Genomic DNA, 25,900 nt, shown 5'->3' on the forward strand with positions numbered 1-25,900 from the left:
AAGGACAGTGCCTTATTGAAGTAGCGGAAGTAGCTCTGGCAAGGAATTGATGCGGTAGGTGGGCTGAAGGGAGATAGTATCATTTTCCTGCCCGAAGCCGTAGCTGGCCCAACAGGAGGAAATACCGCAGTTGTGGGCAAAGCGCAGGTCGGGCACCGTGTCGCCTATCATGAGCGTGGCACCGGGGCCAATGGCCGAGAATCGGGGCTGAATCACTTGGGTGAACATGGCCGGGTCGGGTTTGAGGGGCAATTGCCGGTCTGGAGTGTCGCCGAGCACGAGGCTGAAATAGTGGCGCAAGCCAAACCGGCTGAGTGAGTTTTCCAGCAGCGGCAGCCCCTTGTTGCTGATTACCACCGACTCCTTGCCGTTGGCGACGGCATCGCCTAACACCTGCTCGACGCCCGGAAACAGCGTAACTAGCGCTTCTGACTCGGTGTTATAGATGGCGCGGTAGGTATCCACCCAAACGGCGGGCAATGGCGGCGTACCGGGCGGATGAAGCCAGAGCAGCATCTCGGGCAGCAATAGCCCCCGCCCCACCGCTTCATCCATCAAAGCTTCGTCGGGAGTCGGGTACCCCATTATTTCAAATGTGCGACGCATGGAATGCTTGATAGCCCGACGCGTATCGCAAAGGGTACCGTCGTAGTCGAAGAGCAGCAAAGAGTAAGGCAAAAGGTGAAATTGTGAGATAGTGAAATGATGAGTTTACGTTCTGCTTGCGCAACTGGCGCAATATGCGCCGCCAGAACATAAACTCATCATTTCACTATCTCACAATTTCACCTTTTACTCCACCACCGCCTGCTTGCTGGCTGAGCGGCCGAAGCGGGTGGGGAAGTACATCAGTTCGGCTTTGGCTGGATTGACGGTGTAGCGGCCCCGGTAGCGCGGCTGCAGCGCAATGCGGAACGTATGGCGGCCAACGGGCAGCACATCCATGAAAATGCCCGTTTGGTGGCGCAGGTACTCGCGGTGCACTTCAAAGGAATTGCCGCGCTCCTTCTCGCCGTAGGAGCAGCCGGCCGGAATTGGCACTTCGAGTAGCACGTAGCGGGCCTCGGCCTTCACGTCCACGGTTACCAGCAGCTCGGTGGGCTGACCAGCGCGCAGCTTCACCCGGCTTCCCTCCTGCCCGGCCAGCTTGGTGCTGACGATGAACGGGGCCACTTTGGCCTCGGGCGTGGCATTCCAAAACGACTGATACGCCGTGGCATACACGGGCAGCCCACCCTCCTTGTGCAGCGTCAGCGGCCCCGCCGACGCCGGCACCTTCACTTCAAATGGAAACTCGCGCACCTCCTGCTGGAGCGCGCCGCTGAGCTGTGCCCGTGCTGCCAGGCCCCCACCGCCCGGTACCAGCAAGTCGGGAACTATGGTTTCCAGGATCTGCGCGGCCTCGTAGGTGCTGCTCCAGTGGCTAGCGGTGCGTCGCTGATTGAGCAGATACGTGCGAATGCGCGTCAGCTCCACTTCCTGGCCACCCTTGGCACGCAGCAGCCGGTAGGCCAGCAGCGTGTTGCCGATACGGTCGGGCAGTAGAAAGCGGTAGTACGAACCGGTGCGCAGGGTGTCGGCATAGAATACGCCGCCTAGCTCGGTACGCAGCCGGTAGCGCCGGAGCGTATCGAGCTGATAAGGCAGGCCCAGCTGCTGACGCAGATTGGTAAGGGCCAGGTACCGGTCGAGGGGCTGGCGGCCTTTATGCTCGCGCTCCAGGCGTAGCACATAGCTTTGAAAATCCGGCTGTGCACCAAGGCGGTGCAGGGCTTGAAGCAGCCGGATACGGTCGTCGTCGGAACGGAAGTATAGCTCGTTGAACCCAAGGCGCTGCCCGGCTTGGGACGAGGCTAGTGACAGCCGGACGGCGGCATCGGCAAAGGCGTTATCAAGCTGCTTAAGCAAATAAAGTCGCAGGGCGTCTCGGTCGAGCTTCACGGCGTAGCCTTGCTTTTCGGCGTCGAGCAGGGCCTCTAGTACGTGCAGCGTAGCCCATGGACTTACGTCAGCGTTCGGCCAGGTGCCCCACAAGCCCTCGGGCTGGTGTCGGCCCCGCAGCAGATGCCGAATGAGCCGGTTTACGTCCTTCTCCCCGGTGAAAGGCTGCTTGGTGATTTCCCGAATGCGCTGTTCGAGCAGCAGGGTTTTGAGTTTGGAGGCGGCTTGCTCGTTGCAAAGGTAGGCGTAGCGCTGGACGTGACGAATTTCTTCGAGCAAGGCGGGCAGCGGGTCGCTTTCTAGGCGCACCGTCACTTCACCGAGCTCCGGCCGCACGGGCAGCGTGAGCGTGGTGTCGCGGGCGGTGAGTACGGCGAAGGTGCCAACCCGCTCCCGCGTACCGGCCGGTAGCACCGGAATATAACGCAGCTCGCCGTCTTGGTAGCCGTTGGGCTGCGCTAGGGCAAAGCTAACCTGCACGGAATCAACACCAGTGGGCGCGGTGAAGGTCAGGGTATCGAGCACGGCAGTGGCTACCTGGTGGCGCTGCGTGCGGGCCGGACCATCGCCTACCCGAAAGGTGGTGGTGACTTGGGCGGTGTCGGGGAGATAGTTCAGGGTTTTGCCGATAAGCTGCGCCCGGTCGCCCTGCACAAGGAAGCGCGGAGCAGCCAGTTCCCCCATCACGGCTTTAAAGGAGCGCATGAGCGCAGTGAAACTACCGGTACGAGCGTGGTCGTCGGAAGCCAGCACGAAGGTGTCCCACCCGGTGATGTCGTCGGGCACCACTACCTCGGTGCTGGCGCGGCCCTGCTGGTCGGTGACGAGGGTGGGGCGCCACCAGCCGGAATCGGAGAAGCGGCGGCGCAGCGCCAGGCGCGGGTCGCGGCCAGCGAGCGGCAAACCATCCGCGCCAGTAGCTTCGGCGGAGGCAAGGCCCGCTGCCGTACGGCCCCCGATACCGGATTTGGTGCTGATGATAATGACGCCATTGGCGGCCCGCGAACCGAAAGTCGCCGCGGCCTCCGCTCCTTTCAACACGTTGACGCTGCTAATATCGTCGGGGTTGAGGTCGGACTGCTTGCCATTAAACGGCAGCCCGTCTACAATCAGGAGCGGCTCGCCGTTGCCGCTGACGGAACTAGCACCCCGGATTCTTACGGCCAGTGAACCACTTGACTGCCCATTGATGGCAACGCCCGCCACCCGGCCTTGCAGAGCGCTGCTTGTTACGGTGGAAACTGCGCCGACAAGGTAGCTACGGCGTTGCGCTCCATAGCCCACCACGACCACCTCGCTCAGCTCTTTGATATCGCCGGCCATTCCTACCACTATGTCGCGGCCATCGAGTTGATGATCTTGTGGCACGTATCCAACAAAGGAAAACGTAAGTATGCCCGCCGGCGGTACGCTCAGTTCGAAGCTGCCATCCTCCTGCGTGGAAACGCCGATGGTGGTGCCCTTTAGCAACACCGTGACGCCGGGCAATCCTTCACCGGTTTCCTTGTCTTCCACCCGGCCGCGCTGAACCCGCCAGCCAGCCTGCGGCACTACGGGCACCGTTACCTTGATTTCGCGGCGTTCCTCTCGAAGTTCCCGCCTGAAAGACAGCCCGTACTTGGGAAGCCGCTCGCGCACTAACCGCGCAAATCGACGGCGCAACGCTTGGCTGCCAGCACCTTTGGGCAGCAAATCAGCGCGTTCCAGTTGCACGTAGGTGGTGCCGTTGGGCTGAATACGCACGTCAGCATTAGGAGCCAGCACCGTGCTGTCAGCCAGCAGCAGAGCCACCCGGTAGCGACCCGTAGGCAGGGCGTGAATGGTTTGAGGCAGATACCGTTCCAGCCGCACGAACTTGGTGTTGCCGGGCTGCGAAATCAGCGTGTAAAGCACCGGCGGCAGGGTTTCGCGCCCATCCGCCTTAGGCAAGGGCAACCGCAGCACCAACCGACCCTGCCCGGTGGGCGTGCTGAACGGATTGTTGAGTACCGGCTCGGGGCTTGGGGCCTCATAGAAATTAGTGGCGGGGCGCGGCATCATATCAGCCTCGGTGTAAGCGAAGTCGGTGAATGGCAACGGATTGAAGGAAGTAGCTGCTGTCAATCCTCCGAACTCACTGCCCTGCACACAACGCATTTTCAGCAGCCCCGCTTCGAAAGTATAGCGGTACATGGGCTCTAGCAGAAACCGACGGCGCAGGCCGTCGGTGCGACGCAGCAACACCGAATCGGGCCGGAAAGGGCCGGCGAGGTACGTCTGGTTGCTGTTGTGGCCGTAGGACGCGTAATCGTAGCGCTGGTTGGCGTCCCTGTTGCTTGCAATGGGGCGGCCGGCGCCGAGGGGTTGCAGCCGGTTGCCCTGGCGCAGCAGTACCCGCTCGTTTATAGCACTACGGTCTATCAGAAGCAGGTACCGTTGTAGCTCCTGCACTTCCGCCGGCGTCAGGAGGCCGCGCTTTTCTACAGTCAGCTCGTGGCAGGGCCGGTTGGGGTCGATGCTGAGGGTAAGCTTGTGTAGATGCCGCAGGTACACGCCGCGCAGGGTAACCAGGCTAGTGGGCGTGCGAATGGCCACGGTATGCTGCCCACTGTCGGCTACCAGGGCGAAGGGCTCTTCGTGGTTGACGGCCGCCACGTACACCGGCACGCCATCCACATATACGGCCACCGTGGGCTGCACCCGCCCCGAATCGACCACGAACGGCGAAAGCTGCGTGATGCCGCCCGGCGCGGGTTGGTACTCGTGGAATGTGCCGTAGTCGGGGTACAGAAACTGGTAGAACCGCAACGAATCGAGGCCGAGGCGCTTGCGCCAGGCACCCCATTCCAAGGGTTTCCGGCCGGGATTATCCACCTTATTCTCGAAGGTAGTCCCCAACTGAAACCTCCGCAACGACAACCGACCGGCCACTGGCAACTCGAAATCCGGCAACGTCGGTGCGCTGGCTACCTCGAACTTGCTGGTGTGAGCGTAGGCCGTAAGGTCGGCGTTGGGCACGGGTTGCCCACCCCCATCCGTGACAGTGTAGCGCAGTTGCACCCGCTGCCCCGGATACACCACGTCGGGCTGCTCGGCCTGCACCAGCAGGCGGTGCTGCGGCAGTGGCACATTGTATTCAACACTGCGCAGCGCACCCGCCCAAAAGTAGTGCAGCGACATATACCACGGTTCCGGCCCCGGCGCAGGCAACGCCAAGGCCAGGTCGGTGCTGTAGCCGCGCCGCATCAGTTCGTTGCCCCGGTAGAGGTAATACCAGAAAGACAACCGCCGCGGGTTTTCAACGGCCAGCACCACAGAATCGGTCGACCGGTCGGAGCGCAGCAGCAGGTCCGCGTTGCTTTCATCGAGGCGCAATGTAGCTTGGTGGCCCACGGCATCGGTGAGGCGGTAGCTGGTAGCGCGCGGGTCTACAGGGCGGGTAAATGGCAGCGTTACGGAGCTGCTTGCCTGCGAGGTAATGCCATTGAAGTTGACGGTTTGCACGTCCAGCGTGGCCGTATGTGGGCTTTCCTTGCCGCGCACCAGGTAGCAGGCCACCACCGTATCGTGTTGCAGCGTCAGCATGATTTCGCCGGGGTCGAGTTCGTAAGGCACCGACGTTGACTCGATGCGCCGCTCGTTGTCACCGTTGAGGAACGTGGCCTGCACCTGGTAGGTCAGGCTGGCGGGTGGCAAACTGGTTTCGGGGAGGTTGAGGCGGGTTTCGCCGGTGGCATCTAGAGTTTGAGCGCGGGTCCACAGCGTATCGGGCACAAACACCTGCCGGCCGGGAAAGCTGCCCACAGTGGCGGGCGTCACGCTCAGGCGCACCCGCGCATCGAGCAGATTCAGTTCGTTGGCATCCTGGCCACGCAGAAACAGCGCCTGCGTAGTGCCGCGCCGGTGCGGGGTTTCGGCGGCACGCAGGGTGTAGCGGGTGTTGTTGAGCTCATAATCTTCCAGTCGAAAGCTGCCGTCAACCAGTGTCTTACCCCGGTTGCCGGGCTGCACCAGCTGCACGCTCACCGATTTGTCGGAGCGCAGGCCGAGGGTGTCGGTTAGCGGCAGTTCGTATTCGTAGGAACCGGGCCGCACGGGTTGGAGCACGGCAATGGTACGGGGCTTGGAGGGGTAGCCATCGGATAGGCGCAACTCCAGCGGCTTCCGGTAGGGCCGGCCGTCGCGTGAGCGCAAGATGCGGGCCTTTAGGCGCAGGGTGTCGCCAGAAGGTCGGTAGCGGGGTTTGCTCAGCGCCAAATAGCTTGCCCACTCCCCGTCCCGCTTGTCTTGCCGGCGGGCTTGCCGCTCGTCGCGCACGTCTTCGTTGAACACCGAGCGCAGCAAGCCCACCAGCCCGGTGGTTGCGTAGGAAGGATGTAGCAGGCTGTATACCAAATTGCGCGTTGGCCGCGTGAGGTAGCCCAAGGGGAAACCGTACACTACGCGCCCTACCACCCGGCGCCAAGTTAGCGCCGAGCGGCGGGTTCCTCGCTGCGAAGGAAATGTTTGGTTTAGAGCATGGTAAGTAGTGCGCCCGCAGTGCGTTACGGCCAGCAGCCCCGGCCGGCTGGCCTTACCGGGCAGGCGGTAGGTGTGGGTAGCGGCATCGTAGGGCACCAGTCGGTTTTTGGGCAGCGTCACGCGGGCATCTTCCAGCACGTGCCCAAGCGAATCGCGCACCAGCACCGTCAGGTCCACTTGGTTGTCGATAATAGTAAGCTGACGGTCGGTGACGGAACGCAGCCAGTACACCAGCTGCGGCCCTTCGGTATGCGCCACTAGATAGTAGCCAGCCGGCAACGGACGCCGGAAAGCCATCTGCACACTATCGGTCGGGAAAGAATCGACGGGCTGCGTGAAGAACTCGGGCCGGACGGCGCCTAAGTTTTGCTCGTACAGTTGCCGGGTTTGCGCCTCAGTAAGCTGAAATACTTTGGTGAGGTAGCTGCGCTGGCGGGCGCGGGCCAGCTTTTGCTGCGCGGGCAGCGTCAGAGGAAACAGCCAAAACAGGAGTAGCAAGGTGAGTAAGAATCGGGACATAGGCGGGAAAGGATAGAGCGTTTCTCTACCGATGCCACTTCCTATTGAATTCCATACAGACGAGGTACTTTTTTTAGGGCACTCCTTTCTATACGCTTCGCCACTACCTAGTGCGCCTTTCTAAGTGCCTGTAGCGCTTTATGGTAGCAGACAGACTATGTAAAACCACAGCAACAACTTCTGTCCTTGCTTGAATCGATTAAAATTTTTCCAGAATAAATTTAACTTAACATGCTCATAACAAAATTTTTACGCGCAGCATAATGAAACTATTTCAAGTTTTCTGGATGAAGCACAATTTCTGGCCCCACTCTTGAGTTTATAGAAGTGTAAGTAAACTCTGACCCCTACTCCCTATGATCCGGACTCTGCTGCTGTTTTTTGCCCTGCTACTCGTAAGTGGTGTTGAATCTACCCCGGCCGAAGCGGGCCGCCCTACTGCCTATGCTCGCGCCAAGATGAAAGCCAAGCGGTACACGCACCGCCCCAGCTATAAAATTTACAAAGGCCACCGCAAACGCGGCCACCGTAGCTTATTCAACTTCAAAGGCAGCCGCGCTAAAGTGAAGCGCACTCAGACTCGCTCCAGCCGCATCTGAGCAAGCCTTCACTTAAGTAGCTTCCATAGAAAGGCCCTTCTCCTGCACTTGGCGAAGGGCCTTTGCTATTTAGCAGCTCCGTACCACGCCCGCCGTGTTTGAACCAGCAGTAGCTCAGTGGCGGCTTTGTCGGGGGCCTCGGGTAGGCTGGATGCGGCAAAGGCTGCCTCCACCCGCTTCACTAGGGTTTCTGCTTGCTGCACTAGTTCCTCGTACTCGAACTCGCCCCGGCGGATGGCTAGCAGAAACTCCCGGTCGGGGCGGCGCACCTGGAGCTGGCTGTTCAGGGCAATTTCCTCGGCCATGCGCAACAGCCGAAACACATGCAGCATATTTTTGGCGTCGTAGTTTTTGCCATGTTGCACCGTGTTTTCGTACCGCTCGGCATTGCGCTTGGCGACCCACTCGTGGTACTCCCGAAACACCCGACAGTAGGTGCTGTAACCGTTGCGGTTGAAACTTAAATACGCCACCGGCTCCTCTCCTTTTGGCACCGCCGACAGCAGCACATCCTGCGAAGTTGCCGGGTCGCGCACGAGGCCCCGGTAGCCGTAGCCGCCGTCAGGGTCTTCGTCGATGAAAACGGCGTAGAGGTCGGTGAGATGGGGCACGTTGGCTAAGCCGCACTGCGCGGCGCTGAGGCCCTGCCGGGTTAGCCACTGCTGCACCGGCTGCGCGCCCGCGCCTACGGTCACGTAACAAAAATCAAGCACCGATTTACGGCTTGGGGGCTCGGGATGGTTGATTTTCTTGTTCAAGCCTTTGGCTTTGCGAATCTGCGCTATGGCATACTCTGCAAAACTTTGGCGGCAAAGCTTGGAGAGAAAATCTTCGGCTCGAAACGCCTCGAACAGCGGGTGGCGGTATACCACGCAGTCGGGCGGGGTGCCGAGCAGTTCCAGCACGGTGGGGTTGTTTTTGAGCAAGAGCTCTACGAAGCGGCGCAGCTCGTAAAACACCTCGTCGTTGGTGGCATTGGCCACCTGCGGCACGTATTCGAGCCCGTAAAACTCTTCTTCCGGCAGAATAAATACGCCTTTCAAATCGGTATCGGAATGAGGCAAATTGGTACCGTAGGCGCGGCTGCCGCTGATGGCTTCAAAGAGAATAAGGCCGCGCTGGCGCAGGTCGGAAATGGTCATGGGCTGTGCTTTCGGCGCGGATGCTGATTCGTGCAACGGAGGCAAGGGGTTCGTAGAAGTCCGCGAAAGATTTAGGAAGAAGCTACAAGCAAGGTTCGGAACAAGGCGTCTAGCGCGGGCGTAGGATCGGCTACTCTTGTAATGGGCAGCGTGGCGCGTGCTGCCAGCGCGGCCTCGTATTCCGCTTGCAGAAAATCGACCAGTAGCGCCGGACGAGGTACCGTGGTTTTCTCGTCTGCCGTGGCCTTTCGAGCCAGCAACTCGTCTACGGTATCGTTCAGCTCTTGCGGCAGCACTTGGCGCAACAACCGAAACTCCATGGGCGGCACCTCGGTGGGGTGCAGCTGAATCCAGCGGGCCGCCAGCGAGGAGCGCAGGGCGTAAAAAAGCCGCTTCAACCGCACGTCTGCCGCAACCAAATCGTCTTCTACCCCGCGTCGCATCAGTCCGGTGTAGTGATTCAGCCCCGCCCGCGCGTTCCAGCAGCTTGTCAGGTGCGGCGTCAGTTTCGCTTGAAAGTCGGTCGTTTCCGCATACACCACCGGCGACTGTAGCCATTCGAAAAGCGCCGCATTGGAGCCGCGTAGCAGCTTTAGCGCTTTGCGCAGCTCCCAACCGGCCAGGTCCAGTTCGTCGTCTACTGGAAAGTTGAGCGTGTCAGCGCCCTCATCAAGAGTCAAGTACCAGTCGGTGGGGTGGGCGTAGATGAACCGCACGTCGTAGTCGGAATCCGCGGAGGGAAAGCCCCAGGCCCGGCTACCCGACTCGCACGCATAGAGAATTTGGATACCGTGGGCGGCTTCGAGTTGGCTAAGAGCAGTTTGGATGCGGGCGAGCATAGGAGAATTATAAATTACCAAAGGCATAACCTTGACAATATTCTGCAAGATAATCTCCGCCGTATGTTTGGGCATAATGCAAACATAAGGTCCGCACTAGGCTAATTTGGTCGATATAATATTTCAACTGATAACCGCTTGCCAGCAGTTGACATATTGTTCTGTGCACTATTATCGGTGTATTTATGCCGGTGAAATAACTAAATCTAGGCCGCCGTATCACTTGTTACTCCATTAAGAACCAGCAACCTAGAAAATGAAACGATCCCCCTTTTTGCTTCTATGCGCCTGCTACTTACAAGTCTAGGAACGCTGTTGCTATTCAACCTCACCCAATGCTCGAGCATTCAGCGTGTGGAGGATATTAAGCTGGTTACGAAAGACATCGATAATTTCTGGAAGGCCTACCCTGTTGCCATGCGTGATACCGCTCGGGCTTATCAGGTTTTTCAAGATCAATATTTCAGCAGGGCCTCTGAGGGTCTTCAAGAGTATTATGCGCGCAAATACAAGTCCGACCCAGTAATTTTTGCCCGCCGTATCACCCAACGGCCGCGCTACTACGCCTCGGTGCGGCAAACCACGCTAGCCATAGCCGAGCAAAAACCGCAGATACTAGCAGCCTTCCGGCGGTTGCAGGAACTGTATCCGCCGGTGCGCTTCAATCACATCTATTTCGTAATCGGCGGTTTTGCCGGTAGCACCGCCCAGCCGCCTGGGTTACTTATCGGTGCCGACCAAACGGCCAACGGTCCCGGCGTAGACACCTCGGAACTGTCGTTGGTGCAGCGCAATCGTTGCGGCCACGTCACCAACATGCCTAATCTGGTAACGCATGAAATGATTCACAACGTCCAGCAGCGCAATGACGGCACCTTACTTAGCGCTGCTATTCGGGAAGGCATGGCCGACTTCGTAGCAGAATTAGTAACTGGCTCGCTCGGCAATAATGCTCGCCTACATCTGTACGGCAATGCCCACGAACAGCAATTGTGGCTCGCCTTTCAGCAAGAAATGCACGGCACTAACACCAAAAACTGGCTGGCCAACTCCGAACAAGAAACCCCTGAAAAGCCCTGTGATTTAGGCTATTATGTAGGCTATAAAATCTGTCAGTCTTATTACGCCCGGGTTACCGACAAGAAGCAAGCTCTAGCTGATATGCTTACCACCAAAGACTTTGAATTCTTTCTAAAGCAAAGCGGCTACGAGGAAAAATCCAGCAAGCAGTGACGGGGAAGGCCGCAGTTTGCCTTACATTTCCAAAATTCAAGCGCGGCTTGGCTCTACACGCTGGCAGCCAAACTAGCAACCTACATGCCTTTATGACTCTTTCCTTCCTGCTTTCCTGTACTCGTCCGCTAACGGCCTCCGTATTACTTGGCTTGGCTTTGAGCGGCTGTCAATCCAAGTCCAACGCTACTGCTGACGCAGCTACCACTGCTGATTCCGCTGCCGCACCTGATGCTACCCCAGCCGGCGTTATTTCAACGGCCAGCATCAGCAAGTACCTGCAAGCCGTTTCTTCCGATGAAATGCAAGGCCGCAAGCCGTTCACGGTGGGTGAAGAGCGCAGTACCAAGTACCTAGCCGACCAGTTCAAACAGCTCGGTCTCCAGACCGGCCCCGATGGCAGCTACTTCCAGGCTGTGCCTATGGTGGAAATTACCGGCACCCCCTCTGCCACTATGCAAATAAAGGGCAGCGGCCAGAACCTGAGCTTCAACTACAAAACTGATTTCGTAGCCTTTACGCAGCGCGAGCAACCACAGGTGCCCGTCACGAACTCGCCGCTGGTGTTTGCCGGCTACGGCGTGGTGGCGCCCGAATACAAGTGGGATGACTACGCGGGCCTCGACGTGAAAGGCAAAACGGTGGTGGTGCTCGTCAACGACCCCGGCAATGCCGGCAATGACACCACGTTCTTCAACGGTAAGGCCATGACCTACTACGGCCGCTGGACCTATAAATACGAGGAAGCCGCCCGCCACGGCGCGGCCGGTGTGCTGATTGTGCACGACACCAAGCCGGCTGCCTACCCCTGGTCGGTGGTGTTGAGTGGGGCCACCAGCCCGAAGCTGCGCGCCCAAACGCCTAATAAAGGCGCCGATAAGTGCGCCCTGGAAGGCTGGCTGACCATGGACGCCGCCAAGAAGCTGTTCCAGGCCGCCGGCCAGAACTACGACCAACTCTACGCCGCGGCCAACAAGCCCGGCTTCCGCCCCCGCCCCCTCGGCGACCTTACGCTTACGGCCAGCATAGCCAACAAGCTCCGCCGCCAGACCAGCCGCAACGTGCTGGCCGTGCTGCCCGGCACTACCCGCGCCAACGAATACATTGTCTACTCGGCGCATTGGGACCATTTTGGGGTGGGCAAAGCCATTGCCGGCGACTCCATCTACAACGGCGCCGTGGACGATGGTACCGGCCTGGCTGCCTTGCTGAGCATCGCCGAAGCGTTCCAAAAAGCACCGCAGAAGCCAGCCCGCAGCATTGTATTCCTGGCCGTAACCGGCGAAGAGCAGGGCTTGCTCGGCTCGGCCTACTACGCCCAGCACCCGCCCTACCCCCTCAACAAAACCGTAGCCGACCTGAACATGGACATGCTCTGGCCCTACGGTGAGATGAAAGACCTGACCGTCATCGGCTACGGTCAATCAGAGCTGGAGGACTATGCCCGCGCGGCAGCCAAAGAGCAAGACCGCTACGTGCTGCCCGACCAAACTCCCGAAACCGGCATGTTCTACCGCTCCGACCACTTCAACTTCGCCCACGTGGGCGTGCCGTCCCTCTACGCCAGCGGCGGCTTCGAGAGCCGCACCCGAGGCAAGGAGTACATTGCCCAGCAGCGCCAGAACTATACCACCAACATGTACCACAAGCCCGCCGACCAGTTCGACCCGAGTTGGGACCTGTCGGGAATAGCCCAGGATGCCCAGCTCTACTTCCGCGTCGGCCAGCGCTTGGCTGGCGAAACCACGTTCCCGCAGTGGCGCGCCGGCTCGGAGTTCAAAGGCGCGCGGGACAAGAGTATGGCCGGGAAGTAGTCCATCTACTGGTGAAGAGTAGGCAGCGGATTTAAAATCATTCATGATGGCAGAGACAGTACCCTATTAATGGGTGCCGAGACTCTCTGATTGCTGCTACAGTCAACAGAGGCAATGCATGTCCCCAAGCATCTCGTCCGCGTTGTTGTTTTGTAATGGAAGTTAACTGCATTCGTCGTTTACTGCTGCCCGCAAAGCACAGTCTATAAGCATCATACTCTACATAGCAGCTATACCACATTGTATCCCGCAGTATGCTCCTATTAGAATCAACAACACTGCAATAGGTTTCCTCATATGAATTGGTCTTCTGGATATGCAATGATGCGCAGGCTTTTTGCAGGTTTGTCCTTCCCACAAGCAAACTATCTTCGTCCACGAGCATCCCAAGGGGCGCTATTTCCTGGACCTCGGGCTTTCCTGTACAGGAAATAAAAAGCGTGCTACCAACGCATAAAAACAGCATATAGGTAGTCGTAGTCAGCATGATCGTGCAGTCATTAATTCTTAAAAATAGTGAACAGACATGGCACTTGTTAAGCATCTCGGCGGAAGCTGCATCTTCCCGATATGAAAAAATTATTGGTACTGACCATATGCGTGGCGGCTACCTCCACATCTAGTGCCCAAACTCCCCTCGCTCCACTTCCCGATTCTGTTAAGACCTTTCTGGATAAGAGTCTGACGCTGCTGGAGACGTACTCGCTGGAACGTGGCACTGTAAATTGGCCCCAGCTGCGCCAGACAGTGTATCAGAAGGTTCAAGGCGCGCAGTCGGTGCGGGAGTTGCTGCCGATTTACCCGTTTGTGTTCGAGCAGTTGAAGGATGACCATGGCTGGCTGACATACCAAGGCAAAACCTACAAGTGGCACAACGCCGCTCGCCCCGCCTACGCCAACACTGCCGTGAAAGAGGCCATTGCCAAGAAACCGGGCGTACTAGTGAAAATGCTACCCGGCAACGTGGGCTACGTGCAGTTGCCGGGCATCAACGCTGGCGGCAGCTTACAAGCCATGCGCAACGCGGCCAAAGTGGTGCAGGATTCCCTTTGCCGCCTCAACCCCGATAAAGCCAAAGCCTGGATTATCGATCTGCGCCTGAACACCGGCGGCGCCATGGCGCCCATGCTCGCCGGCATTGCTCCCCTCATCGGCGACGGCTACCTGGGCGGCTTCGTGGATAAGGACGGCAAGCCTGATGAGCAGTGGTACCTCAAGCAAGGCAACTTCTACATGGATACCCTACAGGTGACCACCTTGCAAAACCGCTGCCCCGTTCGGAAAACCGATAAGCCCGTGGCCGTACTCGTGAGCGGCATGACTGCCAGCTCCGGCGAAATTGTTGCCATTAGCCTGAAAGGTCGCCCCGCGACCCGCTTTTTCGGGGAGCCTACCTACGGCGCCATGACCGCCAATAATAGCTACCGCATCAGCGGCAATTCCTACCTCACCATTGCTGTCATGCAGGAAACCGACCGCAACAAAGCTGTATACCGCTCCAATGTCACACCCGACGAGCTTATTACCGGCGGTGACAACTTCACGGACCTGACCAAAGACACGAAAGTAGCAGCGGCCCTAAAGTGGCTGAAAACGGCAAGCAAAACTAAATAACACGCTTTTCGCTACGGGATGATTTTCTCGGCTTTCAGCTGCTCGAACTGATTGCGGAAGGACGTGAAGCTGTCGAGGTGCATGTCGTGGAAACCCGCGCGGCGCAGCTTGTTGACGTCGAAAAAGGCATCTGCTTCCACGTTGAAAATAAAGTCGCCGAAGGGCCACTGCGCTAGCTCGTCCAAGGTATGAGGTTTAAGGTTGTACTTCTGCACCATTTGCTGCCACAGCTCCGCTTTATCGGCCATGTACTCTTGCAGCGGAAACGTGATGGGCTCGGCGTATTCCACCCCGAAATACTCGGCGAACTTCGGCCACAGCTGGCTCCAGCGGAAGACGTCCCCGTTGGTGACGTTGTAGATTTCTTCGCGGCATTCGTCGTGCGTCGCCACCCACTCCATGCCTTTGGCCAGCAGCGTGGCATCGGTCACGTTCACCAGTACCTGATAGGCCTGCAAGCTGCCCGGAAAGCGGAACGGCACCTTAAGTTCTTTGCACAAGCTGGCGTACACGGCTATCAGATTAGCCAAGTTCATGGGGTTGCCCACGGCAAATCCTACCACAATATCGGGGCGTACGGCCGTCCAGCTCCACGATTTGCCGGCGGACTGCTCGCGCAGAAAGTCCTCCTGGCTGTAGTAGAAGTTCGGCGGGAAATGACGCGGGTCGGCTTCCAAGGCCGGCGTTTTGTAGCGGCCAAGGTGAGCACCGTAGGCCTTACCACCCTGAATGAAAGTGACATGCCGGAAGTTGGGAGCCACTTGTTCCAGGCCGGTCACGAGGTTGCGCAGCAAGGCCAGGTTCACGTCCGTTTGGGCGGCGAGGGTTTTGCCTTCGATGTACGCCGCGTAGAGCACGTGCGTAACCTCGCGCAACTCCTCGGCCTGCTTGGCTACCGCTTCCGGGTCCAACAAATCCAGCTGCACATAGTGCGCCGAGGTTTCATAATCCAGTGCCGAGGCCGACGTGACCAGGGTGTTCCAGTTGCCGGTAGAAAGCAGGTAGCTGACAGCATTGCGGCCAATAATGCCGTTGCCGCCGACTACAAGAATGGTGTTAGTAGGCATACAGAAGTGGTTTAAATGTCAAGGTCCTATCCCCTAGCCCGTCATGCAGAGGTGCTGCCGAAGCACCTCGCGTGCTGAGGTTACCAATACGATATGACCGTCATGCTGAGCGCAGTCGAAGCATCTCGCTAGTGTGGTAAACCCTTTTAGCAGTGCAACGAGTCGAGCGAGATGCTTCGACTCCGCTCAGCATGACGGTTACTACTCATGTGTCAGCACGCGGAGTGCTTCGGCAAGCTCAGCATGACCGTTCTTTTGTTTGGGCTAGATTGGCTTTTAGGAGTGTGGTAGTACGACGTTTGATGCCATTGCAGTTACCGTATCCGCGGATGTTTCGGCTACTATGTTGGGTTGAACGGCTTCGTGAAGGGCCTGTTTCAGGGAAGTAGCCATCAGATTCCAGGCGCGTTGGGCGGGCTCTTGGGGGCCGAAGTGAGTGAAAGCATGGTCCACGCCTTCAAACTCTTGATGCGTGACGGCCACGCCCTGCTCGCGCAATTTCTGCGCATATTCGTTGCCGTCGTCGCGCAATAGGTCGTACTCAGCCGTGATGATGAGGGCGGGCGCCAGGCCGGTTAGGTCTTCGGCCAGCAACGGTGACGCCAGCGGATTGAGGCGGTCGGCGGGACAAGGCACGTACATGTGCTTAAAAAACGACGCCAACTCAACAGAAAGTACCTGCTTCTTGCGGCGCACGACGTGCTTGTGGCTGGTGCGTTCGGCTAGGTTGAGCGAAGGATAATCCAGAATCTGCAACGCCAGCGCAAACTCCTGCCGCTCTTTCACCAGCAGCGCCACCCCTGCCGCAATGCTGCCGCCCGCGCTGTGGCCGCCAATGGCCAAGCGGCTGGCATCGTAGCCAAGCGTAGCCGCTTGCTCGTGTACCCACTTCACCACCTCGTAGCACTGGTAGATGGCCGCCGGAAAGGGGTGCTCGGGGGCCAGCGTGTAATCAACGTTCACGACCAAGCACTTCGCATGGTGCGCCAAGTACTGGCACAGCAAGTCGTCCTGCCCCGGGAAGCCAAGCACGAAGCCACCGCCGTGAAAGTTGACGTACACCGGCAGCGGCCCATTAGTGGCCTCGGGCCAATAAAACGTGACAGGAGCCGCGCCGTGCGCCGTAGCCACCTCCCGCTGCTCGATAGCACGCATGGTTACTTTCGGGAAGTGTACCTTGCGGCGAGAAGCCCCGCCCTTGATGAGCTGACGCAGCAAGGCCAACCGGATACGGCCTGCTGTCGTGATACGCGCACAATTATCTACCTGAATAGTATAGGGTTTGCTCCGCCAAACCCACGTGAGAAACCCCGCCGTCAGGACTGGAGCCAGTAAAAGAGCCGCTGTTTTCTTTTGCATGAATTGGTTGCTGTTAGAAACATCTTGGGCGGATCTTACTAAAGGACACAAGGGCTACGCATCTGCGTCCTTTATCCTATCCACCGCCCAAGCTACGTTCATACGCAATTCACTTAAAAAGAGAAGTCGACTATAAGCACACTTTATTGTAGTCTACAGGCGCAGCTACATATGATGAGAGAATTTTGTAATAGAATGATAAGCCGTTAGTGCTAGCCATATGAATATCATCGCAATTGAAAATTTCAGCAGTAAAAGCAATTAGCACCTATAATGAAGGCAAAGCATCTGCAGAATCTTTTATTAAGAGAAGCATGTCAGCTTCCGTCAATGTTCCTAGATAAGGCGATGGCTTTGATATAGTTTCCTTGGTCCAGTTAACCTTAACTAAGTCTTTTCCTGAAACAAGAATACATGAAGACTCCGTGGGACTCTCACTATTCAAGCCTATATTCATTAATATAAGGTTTGATCCGTAAGTGGTTGTTACCGGATCAAATGCATACAATCCATCATCAAACAACGGATCAACAATACTAAATATATTGTTAGCCCAAGTAGCTAAAAAGGTACTACCATTCCAATTGACTATAAATACTTGCTCGGCATTTAGTGTAAACGCAGATAACACCTCTATACTTAAATAATCAAACAGTTTTCTACCACGACTTATTTTAGCCCGCCGGCGACTTTCAAAATCCCTATCCTGTGGCATTCGTTTTCCGCTCCAGCGCGTTAAATCAGCGGGGTCGTTAATCTGCTGAAAGTCAGCAAATCCTAACATATGGCTATGGGATGCTAGAACGAAATATTTCCCATCTTTCTTAATAATAGAATTTGCACATGTAGCCTCTGCTAAATAGTAAACTTGCTTTTGTTTATCGTAAAAATAAATTTGGCCACCCCACTCTCCATCACACGTCATGCAGGATATATAACGTTCATCTTCGAATATCTTAGGCTGCTTTTTGAGAGGAACTGGTTTTTTATATAACTCCCATTGACCTGCTTTGGAGAAAACATAATAGTTTTTACCAGACAGACCTACTAGCTGGTTATCTAATAACCAGTGATACTGAAATTCTTTAGTATTGAGCTGTTGCTCCAGTTGCTTATTTCTTTCTAGTCCTTTTATTTGATAGCAGGCAAAATAGCCTGGCTCAAATAAGGCGATTAAGTTGCCTTGGTAGAGCACCGAGAACGATAAAGGAAAAGAGACAGCAGAGAATGGATTATGCAGTACTACCTGGCTTTTTCGTAACCCAAGCGCTTTAGCCCCAAACTGAATTCTATAGTCATGCTTACCACCACTTTGTTTTTCCTCATACACTATTGGTAAAATAGGCGCGTCTTCAGCAGTAATAACTTGATCAATAGCGTTAAGCTGCTGAAAACGCTTCAGCAGCCTCCGGAAATCCGATGGTGGCGTGTAATACCTGTTGCGCAAATCAGTAAGTGCTTTTGAGTGATACACATACGGACTTACTACAAGCGCAAGAAGCAGGATTAGTGTAGTAAAGGGCAGCAGAAAGCTTTTCATTTTCCTAGAACCATTAGCTGATTCTGGCTTTACAACCGTGGGTCCACGGCCTCGCTTTCCAGCGCCAGCACTCCGAACACACATTGGTGTACCTCGCGGAGCGGAGCACCTGCTACGAATCGTTCCAGGCTTTCCACGCCGAGAGCAAACTCGCGCAGGGCCAGGTTGCGCTTGGCCTTTACGGTGCGCTCCTTCAGGCGCTCCAGGTTACCGGGCAGCAGGTAGTCGGGGCCGTAGATGATACGCAGGTACTCGCGGCCCCGGCACTTGAGGGCGGGCTGCACCAGGGTTTTCGAGCCTTTCGGGATGAAGTCGTAGGGCTTTACCACCATGCCTTCGCCCCCGGCGGCCGTGAGGTCGGTCCACCACTGGATGGCCGCTTCCACTTCCGCCGGGTCTTGGGTGGCGACTACGCGGTAGGGCGTGGCGCGTAGCAAACCATGGTCTTGCAGGCTGAGGGCGCGCAGGGTTTCCATGTGCCAGGCGTGGTCTTTGTCGAAGTAAGTGCGGCCCTCGGTGGCGAGCAGGTGGAAGGGCGCCAACCGCAAATCGGCGAGGCTCTCCACCGGCCAGCTGTAGCGGCGGTAGGCCTCGGCGTAGTGGTCGGCGGCGGTGCGGCGGGCGGTGGTGCGAGCCAGCAGCGCTTCGAGGCCGTCGATGCTGCGGGCGGTGGCTTGCTCTAGCGCAGCTTCGGCCAGGGGCAGCGCGGCGCTGGCCGCGGCAGCTACAGCGGCATACTGGTTTTTAATTAGGTCCTGCGCTTTGGCCGACCACGGCAGCAGCTCGGCATCGAGGCAGAGCCAGTCGGTTTGGTGCTTTTCCCAAAAGCCAGCGCCGGTTAGCGCCTCTTGCAACCGGGCTAGGAAGGCACTTTCCAGGTCGGGGTCGGTGAAAAAGTTGCGGCCGGTGCGGGTGTAGCACTTGCCGGGCCCCTCGCCAATCACCCCGAACCGGCGGCGCGCCACATCCTCGTCGCGAGCCAGCACTACCACCACGCGGCTACCCATGTGCTTTTCCTCGCACACCACGCGCTCCACCCCCATCTTGCGGTAGTAGTCGAACGCTTCGGTGGGGTGCTCCAGCAAATCGGGCAGCGGGCTGGTTTCCGTCGGCGACATGGTAGGCGGCAGGTAAAGCAGCCACTTGGGGTTGAGGGCGAAGCGGCTCATCACCTCCAAGGCCGCAATGGCGTTTTCCTCCCGAATCGTGACAGAAGGCAACAGGCGCGGCCGAATGATTTGCTTGCCTATCACGTCACGGATGTCGAGCAAGGCATCGTGCTGTTGCTGCGCGGTGAGGTCGGGGGTGGTTTGCGCGTTGGCGGCCGCTTGCTCTTGTTGGAGGCGCAGGTAGTTGAGCGGACGCGTCGGCTCGCAGTAAACGCGGGCGGCGGGCACAGCTACCAGTTCCCGCTCGGGGTAACGCAAAGCGGTGAGCTGGCCGCCAAACACGCAACCGGTATCAATATCAATGGTATTGTTGAGCCATTCCGATTCGGGCACGGGCGTGTGGCCGTACACCACCATGGCCCGGCCGCGGTACTTTAAGGCCCAATTGTAGCGGACCGGCAAGCCAAACTCGTCTATCTCGCCGGTGGTTTCGCCGAACAGCGCGAAAGACCGCACGGCGCCTGAGCCCCGCCCCTGCATGTCTTCACGCAAGCCGGCGTGGGCCACCACCAGCTTGCCCCCATCGAGCACATAGTGGCTCACGAGGCTATCCAGAAACTGCCGCACCTGGCTCTTAAACGTATCCGACTCCGTGGCCAGTTGCGCCAGCGTCTCGGCGAAACCGTGCTGGTCGTTTACCTTCTTGCCGTTGAGGTGGCGTAGCAGCTTGATATCGTGGTTGCCGGGCACGCAGAGCGCCACCCCGTCTTGCACCATGCGCATCACCAGCCGCAGCACCGCCGGCGAAGCAGGTCCTCGGTCCACCAAGTCGCCAAGGAAGATAGCCCGGCGGCCAGCGGGCGCCGTCACGCGCACACCTAGATCACGCGCATCCTGCGTCGGCTCGGCTTCGATGGTATAACCAAGGTTGGTGAGCAATTGCACCAGTTCGTCGTAGCAACCGTGTACGTCGCCGATGATGTCGAAGGGGCCGGTTTCCTGCTTGCGGTTGTTGTAGAGCGGGTCGCGCACTACGGTCGTCACGGCGTCGATTTCCTCGGGGCCGTTCAGGTGGTAGATGTGGCGGAACCCTTCGTGCTTGAGGCTTTTGAGGCTGCGGCGCAACTGCATGCGCTGCTGCGGTACCACGTGGCGGCCGAGGTGGCGGCGCTCGGCGCGGGCGCGGTTGCGGCTCTCGGCCAAATGGTCGGGCACGTCGAGGACGATGGCGGTGGGCAGCATGTGGTAGTCGCGGGCCAGTTGCACCAGCGTCTTGCGGGCTTCGGGCTGCACGTTGGTAGCGTCCACTACCGTGAGCAGGCCGCGCTTGAGGCGCACGCCCACTAGGTAATGCAGCAACGCAAACGCGTCGGGCGTGGCGGCTTGGTCGTTCTCATCATCGGCCACCAGCGCCCGGCACTGGTCCGACGACACGATTTCGGTGGGCTTAAACAGACGCCGGGCAAACGTGGATTTGCCCGCTCCCGAGGTGCCGATGAGCAAGACGAGGGATAGTTCAGGAAGCTTGAGGGTTGCTAGGGATTGAGGCATTATAGCAATTGATAATTTTGCCGAATGACAAAGCTTTACTTAGATATCGACGGTGTTTTATTGACAACTAAACACACGCAGGCGGCGCCAGAAGTTGAGGTGTTCATTGATTTTGTAACCTCACATTTTGAATGTTATTGGCTGACCACTCATTGCAAAGGTGACAGCGCATCCGTACTTGGTTACCTGTCACACTTTTTACCATCATCAACGATAGAAAAGCTCAAACATACAGTTCTGCCAACTAATTGGGATGCACTTAAGACAGAAGCCATCGATACAAGTTCAGATTTTTATTGGCTCGATGATCAGCCTTTTCAGGCAGAAAGGGCCTATCTACAGGCTAATGGCGTAGCTAATAGGCTGATTGTTGTCAACCTTGGTCGTGCTGATGAGTTAAGAGCGGTTCAGTTGAACTTGCAACAACTCATAAATACCACGCTGCTTTAGTGAACGGGTACCTGTTCCATGGTCTCCTTACCGTTTCTGGCACCGCTACGCGGCGCTAACCGTTCTTACGGCTTTTTCTACAAACCTATGGGCCGCTACGCGCCCAACCATTTTCAGATTTAGCAACCAACTTCATGCATCTGCCTACCGCGTAGCGGTGACAGGTTTGTAGATTCAGGTTATTATGTTGTTGCGCCGCGTAGCGGTGCCAGAATACTCTAGCATTATATGGCCAATACATATACCCAATTATATATCCACCTCATTTTTGCCGTGCATGGGCGCGAGCGACTAATCAACGAATCTGTTCGGGAACGGGTGCAGCAATATATCTGCGGTATTGTCCGTGACCATCGTCACAAAGTCTTGGCTATCTATTGCATGCCGGACCATCTGCACTTACTTGTTGGACTTCACCCCGATCAAGCCATTGCAGATTTAGTACGTGAGATCAAAGGCAGTTCTAGCACCTGGATTAATACCAATCAACTGCTACCAAAGCATTTTGCATGGCAGCGAGGCTATGGGGCTTTTTCCTACGCAAAATCGCAGCTGGATGCAGTTGTGCAATACATTCAGCGTCAGCCGGAGCATCATGCCCGCACTAGTTTCCGAAACGAATACATATCCTTGCTGCAAAAATTTGCCATCGAATACGATGAGAAGTACCTATTTGAGTGGATTGAATAAACTGGTATTGAATTACTAGCTTATGTAACGGTTCTGGCACCGCTACGCGGCGCAGGACGTTGTGTTGTTTGTTGCTTTTGCTACAAACCTATGACCGCTATGCGGCCTAGAAGCCACAACGTCGGTCTTATTGCTCTGCCTTATCAGAGGTAGCACGGCACCTCTTTTCACTCTTTGTCGTCTACCGCCCGCCCGTCACGCGAAATTCGACGCGGCGGTTGAGCTGGCGGGTGGACTCGCGGGCGTTGCTGGCGCGGGGCTGGGTACCGCCAAAGCCCACACTCGTGATGCGCTGTTCGGAAATGCCTAGCCCAATGAGGTAGATTCTTACGGCGGCGGCGCGCTGCTCACTGAGGATTTGGTTTTTCTCCGGGGGCCCCACGTTGTCGGTGTGGCCGCGTATTTCGATCAGCAGGCTCGGGTCTTCCTTCATAACGGCTATCAGCTGGTCGAGGGTGGCGTAGGAAGCGGCGAGCATCCGGGTGGTGCCTTGGTCGAACTGCACGTTTTTCAGGCGGAGCGTGGTGCCGACGGTGAGGGGCTGGAGCAGAATATCCTGCACGTAGGGACCCGCCAGGGTGGTATAGATGCTGTCGGTGGGCAGGTAGCTAACGAGCTGGGCGTGTGCCCTATACGCCCGGTCGGGGGTGACGGGCACAGCAAACGTGCCTTCGGCGGTGAGTTGCACCTTGGTTTCCGCTTTGCCATTATTTAGGCGGAACTGGGCCTGGGGCAAAGGCTGTAAGGTAACTGCATCGAGCACCCGCCCCCGCCACGTGGTAGCTGTAGGGGCCGTCGGCGGTGCTCCGGCGGCAGGCTTCGGCGGGGGTGGAGGAACGGCACGAAACAAGTTGCAGCCCGCCAGATCGGTATAAACGCCCCGACGGACCCGGTAGGCTTGACCGGTTTCCATGTTTACCCGATACAAGGATTTAGGACCCGCCATATAGAGCCGACGGCGACCGGCTTTGTCTAGTTGCAGCAGCAAGTCGCTGTAGCCGCCCCGCTCGGGTAGGCCGCTGAGCGTAACCATTTCGGGGGCAGCCTGACGAGTGCTCATGTTTACTTTCAGCAAAGAGCCATCGGTGCTGTACACCTCGTAGAGGGTGCTGGCGTCATCGATGCAGAAATTGCCGTGGGAACCTGCCCCCGCAAACCCAATGATTGGGAAATAAGGCGTCTGCCGGGCGGGGTCCTTGGTCCAGAGCACCGTTACCGAGTTATCGGCGGGACTGACTTTTACGAGCTTGTTGGCATCGGCCGTCATGAAATATAAGTCGCCGTGCTCATCGGTGGCAGCTGAAATCCAGACGGTTTCCGAGCCCTGGGCCGGCAACCGCCACGTGGTGTACTCGCCCTGGCGCGAGGTAGGGTTGTAGCGGTACACCAATTCGGGCCGGTTGGTGGGCGCTTTGGTCACCGAATACAAGCAATTATCGAAGCCCTTGGCTAAGGCGTAAGACTGAAAAGGCAGCACCTCCCGATGAATTTTCGGGGACTCGGTGGGGTCAGTGACAGAAAACTCGTGAATGGTGCGGCAGTCGTCTTCCCACATGTCGTTGACGATGCGCAGGGCCGCAATGCCATACATCTTGTCGTCGCACTGTTGGATGGGAACGGGCGGAGTAGGTGCGCTGCCCGTGAAGCGGAACGACTCCACTGCTTGCGCGCCCTCGGTCCGGTAACGGCCGTCTTGGGCAGTTGCGGCCCGGTACTCCAGGTTGAATTCCACGCCGCCGCGCCATATTCGGCGGCCTACCACGCGGGTGCGGGCCGCCGGGGCGGGCTGCGCAGCGAAGGTGTACTCATAGCGCAGTTCTTCGTAGCTGCTCGCCGTCCGCTGCTCGAGGTGTAGCACTTGGGCCCGAGGCAGGCGCAGGATGCTGCGCCACAAGGTATCCTGCTGGCCCCTAGCCAGTAGGCTGGCCAGCACTTTCTGCTCGGCAGGAAGCGGGCGGGTAGTAAGCGTGACGACGGCCGGCCGCTCGGTGCCACCGGCCACAAAGCTTACTTGCGTTTTGTCTTCGTTTTGGTGCCGCTGCCAAGCACTCGGATACGAAAACTGGTAACGCACCTTGGTGTCGGTATACAGGCTGGTGGCCACGGGCTCCTGCGCATACAGCTTCAGCCAGCATACCGTTAGTACCAGCATCAGCAAAAACTTCATACGCAACGCAAACAGAGAGAATAGAAAACCAAAGAAAAACCAGCAGCATAGCGCCCCACTTCAGGCAGGATGCAACGGCTGCTGTGCCCTTTCCAATTGCAGCTTGCTCGGGCGGCGCCTGCAAATTACTTAGGCGAATGGGGCCTGGCGGATGCAAGGTGAAAGCTGCTACAAACTTGCGCCTCTGAACCTGCCAGTTTGCCGTAATATTGGGACCAATACCACAGGCAACCTACAAAAACGCCGAAAAAATATGGTCCCGGTCATCAAGTCAACAGAATTATTGCCCTTACTCGCCGCCAACCAAGTGGTTCTGGTTGATGCCCGCAGTGGCCCCGAGGCGCGGCAGCAGTATCAGCAGCTTCATTTGGCCGGCGCCCGGCACGTTGACTTAGACCAGGACTTGGCGGCGAAAGTGGTGGATGCCGCCAATGGCGGCCGGCATCCCCTGCCCCCGATAGAGCAGTTCGCCAAGCTGTTAGGCAGCCTCGGCATCCAACCGAACACGCACGTAGTGGTCTACGACGATAAAAATGGGGCTAATGCCGCCGCGCGCTTCTGGTGGATGCTGCGGGCAGCAGGCCATACTCAGGTACAGGTGCTCGACGGCGGCCTACCCGCCGCACTGTCCGCCGGACTACCCACCGCCTCGGGTCTGGAAGCCGCAGGCAGCAGCGCCCCCTACCCCACGTCGGGTTGGCAGTGGCCTACCGCTACCGCCGCTGATGTGCAACAAGCCACCCAAACCGGCCAAGGCCTAGTTATCGACGTGCGCGAAGCTCGCCGCTTCCGCGGTGAAATCGAGCCTATTGATTTAGTGGCCGGGCATATTCCGGGGGCCGTAAACGTGCCATTCACCGACAACCTCGATGCGGAAGGCAACTTCTTGTCGCCCCAAGCTTTGAAAGAGAAGTACTCCACTTTGATTGACCAATACCCGGCGGGGGTGATTGTGCACTGCGGCTCCGGTGTAACGGCTTGCCACACGCTCTTGGCCATCGACTATGCCGGGCTCGAAGTACCCAAGCTCTATGTGGGTTCCTGGAGTGAATGGTCGCGCAACGAACACCCTATTGCAACGGGAGACTAAGGGATTTACAGGAGCGCATCCAAGGTTAGGGCGGGGAAAACTACCAGCCTTCGGCCGGTAACTAGCATATCGCCTGCTCCTGAATTATACTCGGCTCGAAAGCCGTTGACTAGCAGCACATTCAGGCCCGTTTTGAACCGCTCGCTGAACCGAAAGTTGGTGCCGAATCCACCGCCCACATTCCAATCGGTAACTGTGCCGCTCTGGCCCGCAAGCGCCCAATGATAGGAAGAGCGGACGGTGCCCAAGCCGAGCAGCGGCTCTACCACTTTCGAATTTGTAGGCAGATAATAGGTTAAGAGACCAATACCCGCCAAGCCATATTCGCTTTCCCGGTCGTAGTCGAACTGCCGGGCACCCGCTACTTTAACGCCCCACCGGCTGGCAAAGCGGTAGTCGGCTTGCAGGCCAACCGTTTTGTAGGTACCAAACACCCCCACTGAGAGTTTGCGTTCTGAGTAAGAGGCCGGGCTAGTGCTTGTTTGTTGCCCAAAGGCAGGCACAACAGCCAGTAAAAGAATAACGAGTAAATAATTTTTCATCGTCTGAATAAGCTAGCTGCTTGAAATAGCGCCTTCAAATCTACTTCCTAAAATGCTATGAATAGGCATACTGTCCTATTGGAAAGCACTGCCTTTGTAATCGGCCATTTCAGCTGCCTCATGCCTTGCACAAG

General features: G+C 57.5%; 17 protein-coding genes. 7 read left to right on the forward strand and 10 right to left on the reverse strand.

The annotated features are described in order from the left end of the window. Positions 1 to 12: 12 nt before the first annotated feature. A complete protein-coding gene (locus P1X16_RS10495) occupies positions 13 to 678 on the reverse strand; it encodes an HAD family hydrolase (protein WP_277228504.1) in 666 nt (221 codons plus the stop codon). Between the two features lie 114 nt (positions 679 to 792). After that, entirely contained in the window at positions 793 to 6,960 is a 6,168-nt protein-coding gene (locus P1X16_RS10500) for a carboxypeptidase-like regulatory domain-containing protein (RefSeq protein WP_277228507.1), read from the reverse strand. 356 nt (positions 6,961 to 7,316) lie between these two features. On the opposite strand from P1X16_RS10500, the gene P1X16_RS10505 reads away from it, so the two are divergent. Then, positions 7,317 to 7,559 carry a hypothetical protein gene (locus P1X16_RS10505; protein ID WP_245118307.1) on the forward strand — a complete coding sequence of 81 codons (243 nt, stop codon included), beginning with the start codon at positions 7,317 to 7,319 and terminating at the stop codon, positions 7,557 to 7,559. A 65-nt stretch (positions 7,560 to 7,624) separates the two neighbouring features. Here the strand turns inward: P1X16_RS10505 and P1X16_RS10510 are convergent, their stop codons facing one another. After that, positions 7,625 to 8,701 carry a nucleotidyltransferase domain-containing protein gene (locus P1X16_RS10510; protein ID WP_277228511.1) on the reverse strand — a complete coding sequence of 359 codons (1,077 nt, stop codon included), beginning with the start codon at positions 8,699 to 8,701 and terminating at the stop codon, positions 7,625 to 7,627. A 71-nt stretch (positions 8,702 to 8,772) separates the two neighbouring features. Then, positions 8,773 to 9,540: a nucleotidyltransferase domain-containing protein gene (locus tag P1X16_RS10515; RefSeq protein ID WP_277228514.1), complete on the reverse strand. Its 768-nt coding sequence runs from the start codon at positions 9,538 to 9,540 to the stop codon at positions 8,773 to 8,775. Positions 9,541 to 9,822: 282 nt separating this feature from the next. Here P1X16_RS10515 and P1X16_RS10520 point away from each other — a divergent pair, with 282 nt between their 5' ends. The 3 genes from P1X16_RS10520 to P1X16_RS10530 all read left to right on the forward strand — a co-directional run bounded on the left by P1X16_RS10520 (position 9,823) and on the right by P1X16_RS10530 (position 14,201). Beyond that, on the forward strand, positions 9,823 to 10,773 hold the full coding sequence (locus tag P1X16_RS10520) for a DUF2268 domain-containing putative Zn-dependent protease (RefSeq protein ID WP_277228517.1): 951 nt from the start codon (positions 9,823 to 9,825) through the stop codon (positions 10,771 to 10,773). A gap of 92 nt (positions 10,774 to 10,865) precedes the next feature. Continuing rightward, a complete protein-coding gene (locus tag P1X16_RS10525) occupies positions 10,866 to 12,587 on the forward strand; it encodes a M28 family metallopeptidase (protein ID WP_277228520.1) in 1,722 nt (573 codons plus the stop codon). Between the two features lie 570 nt (positions 12,588 to 13,157). Beyond that, a complete protein-coding gene (locus P1X16_RS10530) occupies positions 13,158 to 14,201 on the forward strand; it encodes a S41 family peptidase (RefSeq protein WP_277228523.1) in 1,044 nt (347 codons plus the stop codon). Between the two features lie 11 nt (positions 14,202 to 14,212). Here the strand turns inward: P1X16_RS10530 and P1X16_RS10535 are convergent, their stop codons facing one another. The 4 genes from P1X16_RS10535 to P1X16_RS10550 form a co-directional block, all read right to left on the reverse strand. Then, positions 14,213 to 15,268 (reverse strand): SDR family oxidoreductase, encoded by a 1,056-nt coding sequence (locus P1X16_RS10535; protein ID WP_277228525.1) that lies wholly within the window; start codon positions 15,266 to 15,268, stop codon positions 14,213 to 14,215. Between the two features lie 276 nt (positions 15,269 to 15,544). Next, positions 15,545 to 16,627, reverse strand: a complete 1,083-nt coding sequence (locus P1X16_RS10540) for an alpha/beta hydrolase (RefSeq protein ID WP_277228529.1) — start codon at positions 16,625 to 16,627, stop codon at positions 15,545 to 15,547. A gap of 268 nt (positions 16,628 to 16,895) precedes the next feature. After that, positions 16,896 to 18,167, reverse strand: a complete 1,272-nt coding sequence (locus P1X16_RS10545; protein ID WP_277228532.1) for a hypothetical protein — start codon at positions 18,165 to 18,167, stop codon at positions 16,896 to 16,898. A 29-nt stretch (positions 18,168 to 18,196) separates the two neighbouring features. Further along, positions 18,197 to 20,827 carry a polynucleotide kinase-phosphatase gene (locus P1X16_RS10550; RefSeq protein WP_277228535.1) on the reverse strand — a complete coding sequence of 877 codons (2,631 nt, stop codon included), beginning with the start codon at positions 20,825 to 20,827 and terminating at the stop codon, positions 18,197 to 18,199. A gap of 24 nt (positions 20,828 to 20,851) precedes the next feature. On the opposite strand from P1X16_RS10550, the gene P1X16_RS10555 reads away from it, so the two are divergent. After that, entirely contained in the window at positions 20,852 to 21,277 is a 426-nt protein-coding gene (locus P1X16_RS10555; protein WP_277228538.1) for a hypothetical protein, read from the forward strand. A 228-nt stretch (positions 21,278 to 21,505) separates the two neighbouring features. After that, a complete protein-coding gene (gene tnpA / locus P1X16_RS10560; RefSeq protein WP_277228541.1) occupies positions 21,506 to 21,967 on the forward strand; it encodes an IS200/IS605 family transposase in 462 nt (153 codons plus the stop codon). A gap of 181 nt (positions 21,968 to 22,148) precedes the next feature. On the opposite strand, the gene P1X16_RS10565 is transcribed toward tnpA, so the two are convergent. Next, positions 22,149 to 24,134 (reverse strand): OmpA family protein, encoded by a 1,986-nt coding sequence (locus tag P1X16_RS10565; RefSeq protein ID WP_277228544.1) that lies wholly within the window; start codon positions 24,132 to 24,134, stop codon positions 22,149 to 22,151. A 283-nt stretch (positions 24,135 to 24,417) separates the two neighbouring features. Between P1X16_RS10565 and P1X16_RS10570 the strand changes: the two genes are divergently transcribed. Further along, a complete protein-coding gene (locus tag P1X16_RS10570) occupies positions 24,418 to 25,224 on the forward strand; it encodes a sulfurtransferase (protein WP_277228547.1) in 807 nt (268 codons plus the stop codon). 5 nt (positions 25,225 to 25,229) lie between these two features. Here the strand turns inward: P1X16_RS10570 and P1X16_RS10575 are convergent, their stop codons facing one another. Then, positions 25,230 to 25,766, reverse strand: a complete 537-nt coding sequence (locus P1X16_RS10575) for a hypothetical protein (RefSeq protein WP_277228549.1) — start codon at positions 25,764 to 25,766, stop codon at positions 25,230 to 25,232. Between the last annotated feature and the right edge of the window lie 134 nt (positions 25,767 to 25,900).

This window comes from Hymenobacter sp. YC55 (assembly GCF_029433095.1).
GTDB lineage: Bacteria > Bacteroidota > Bacteroidia > Cytophagales > Hymenobacteraceae > Hymenobacter.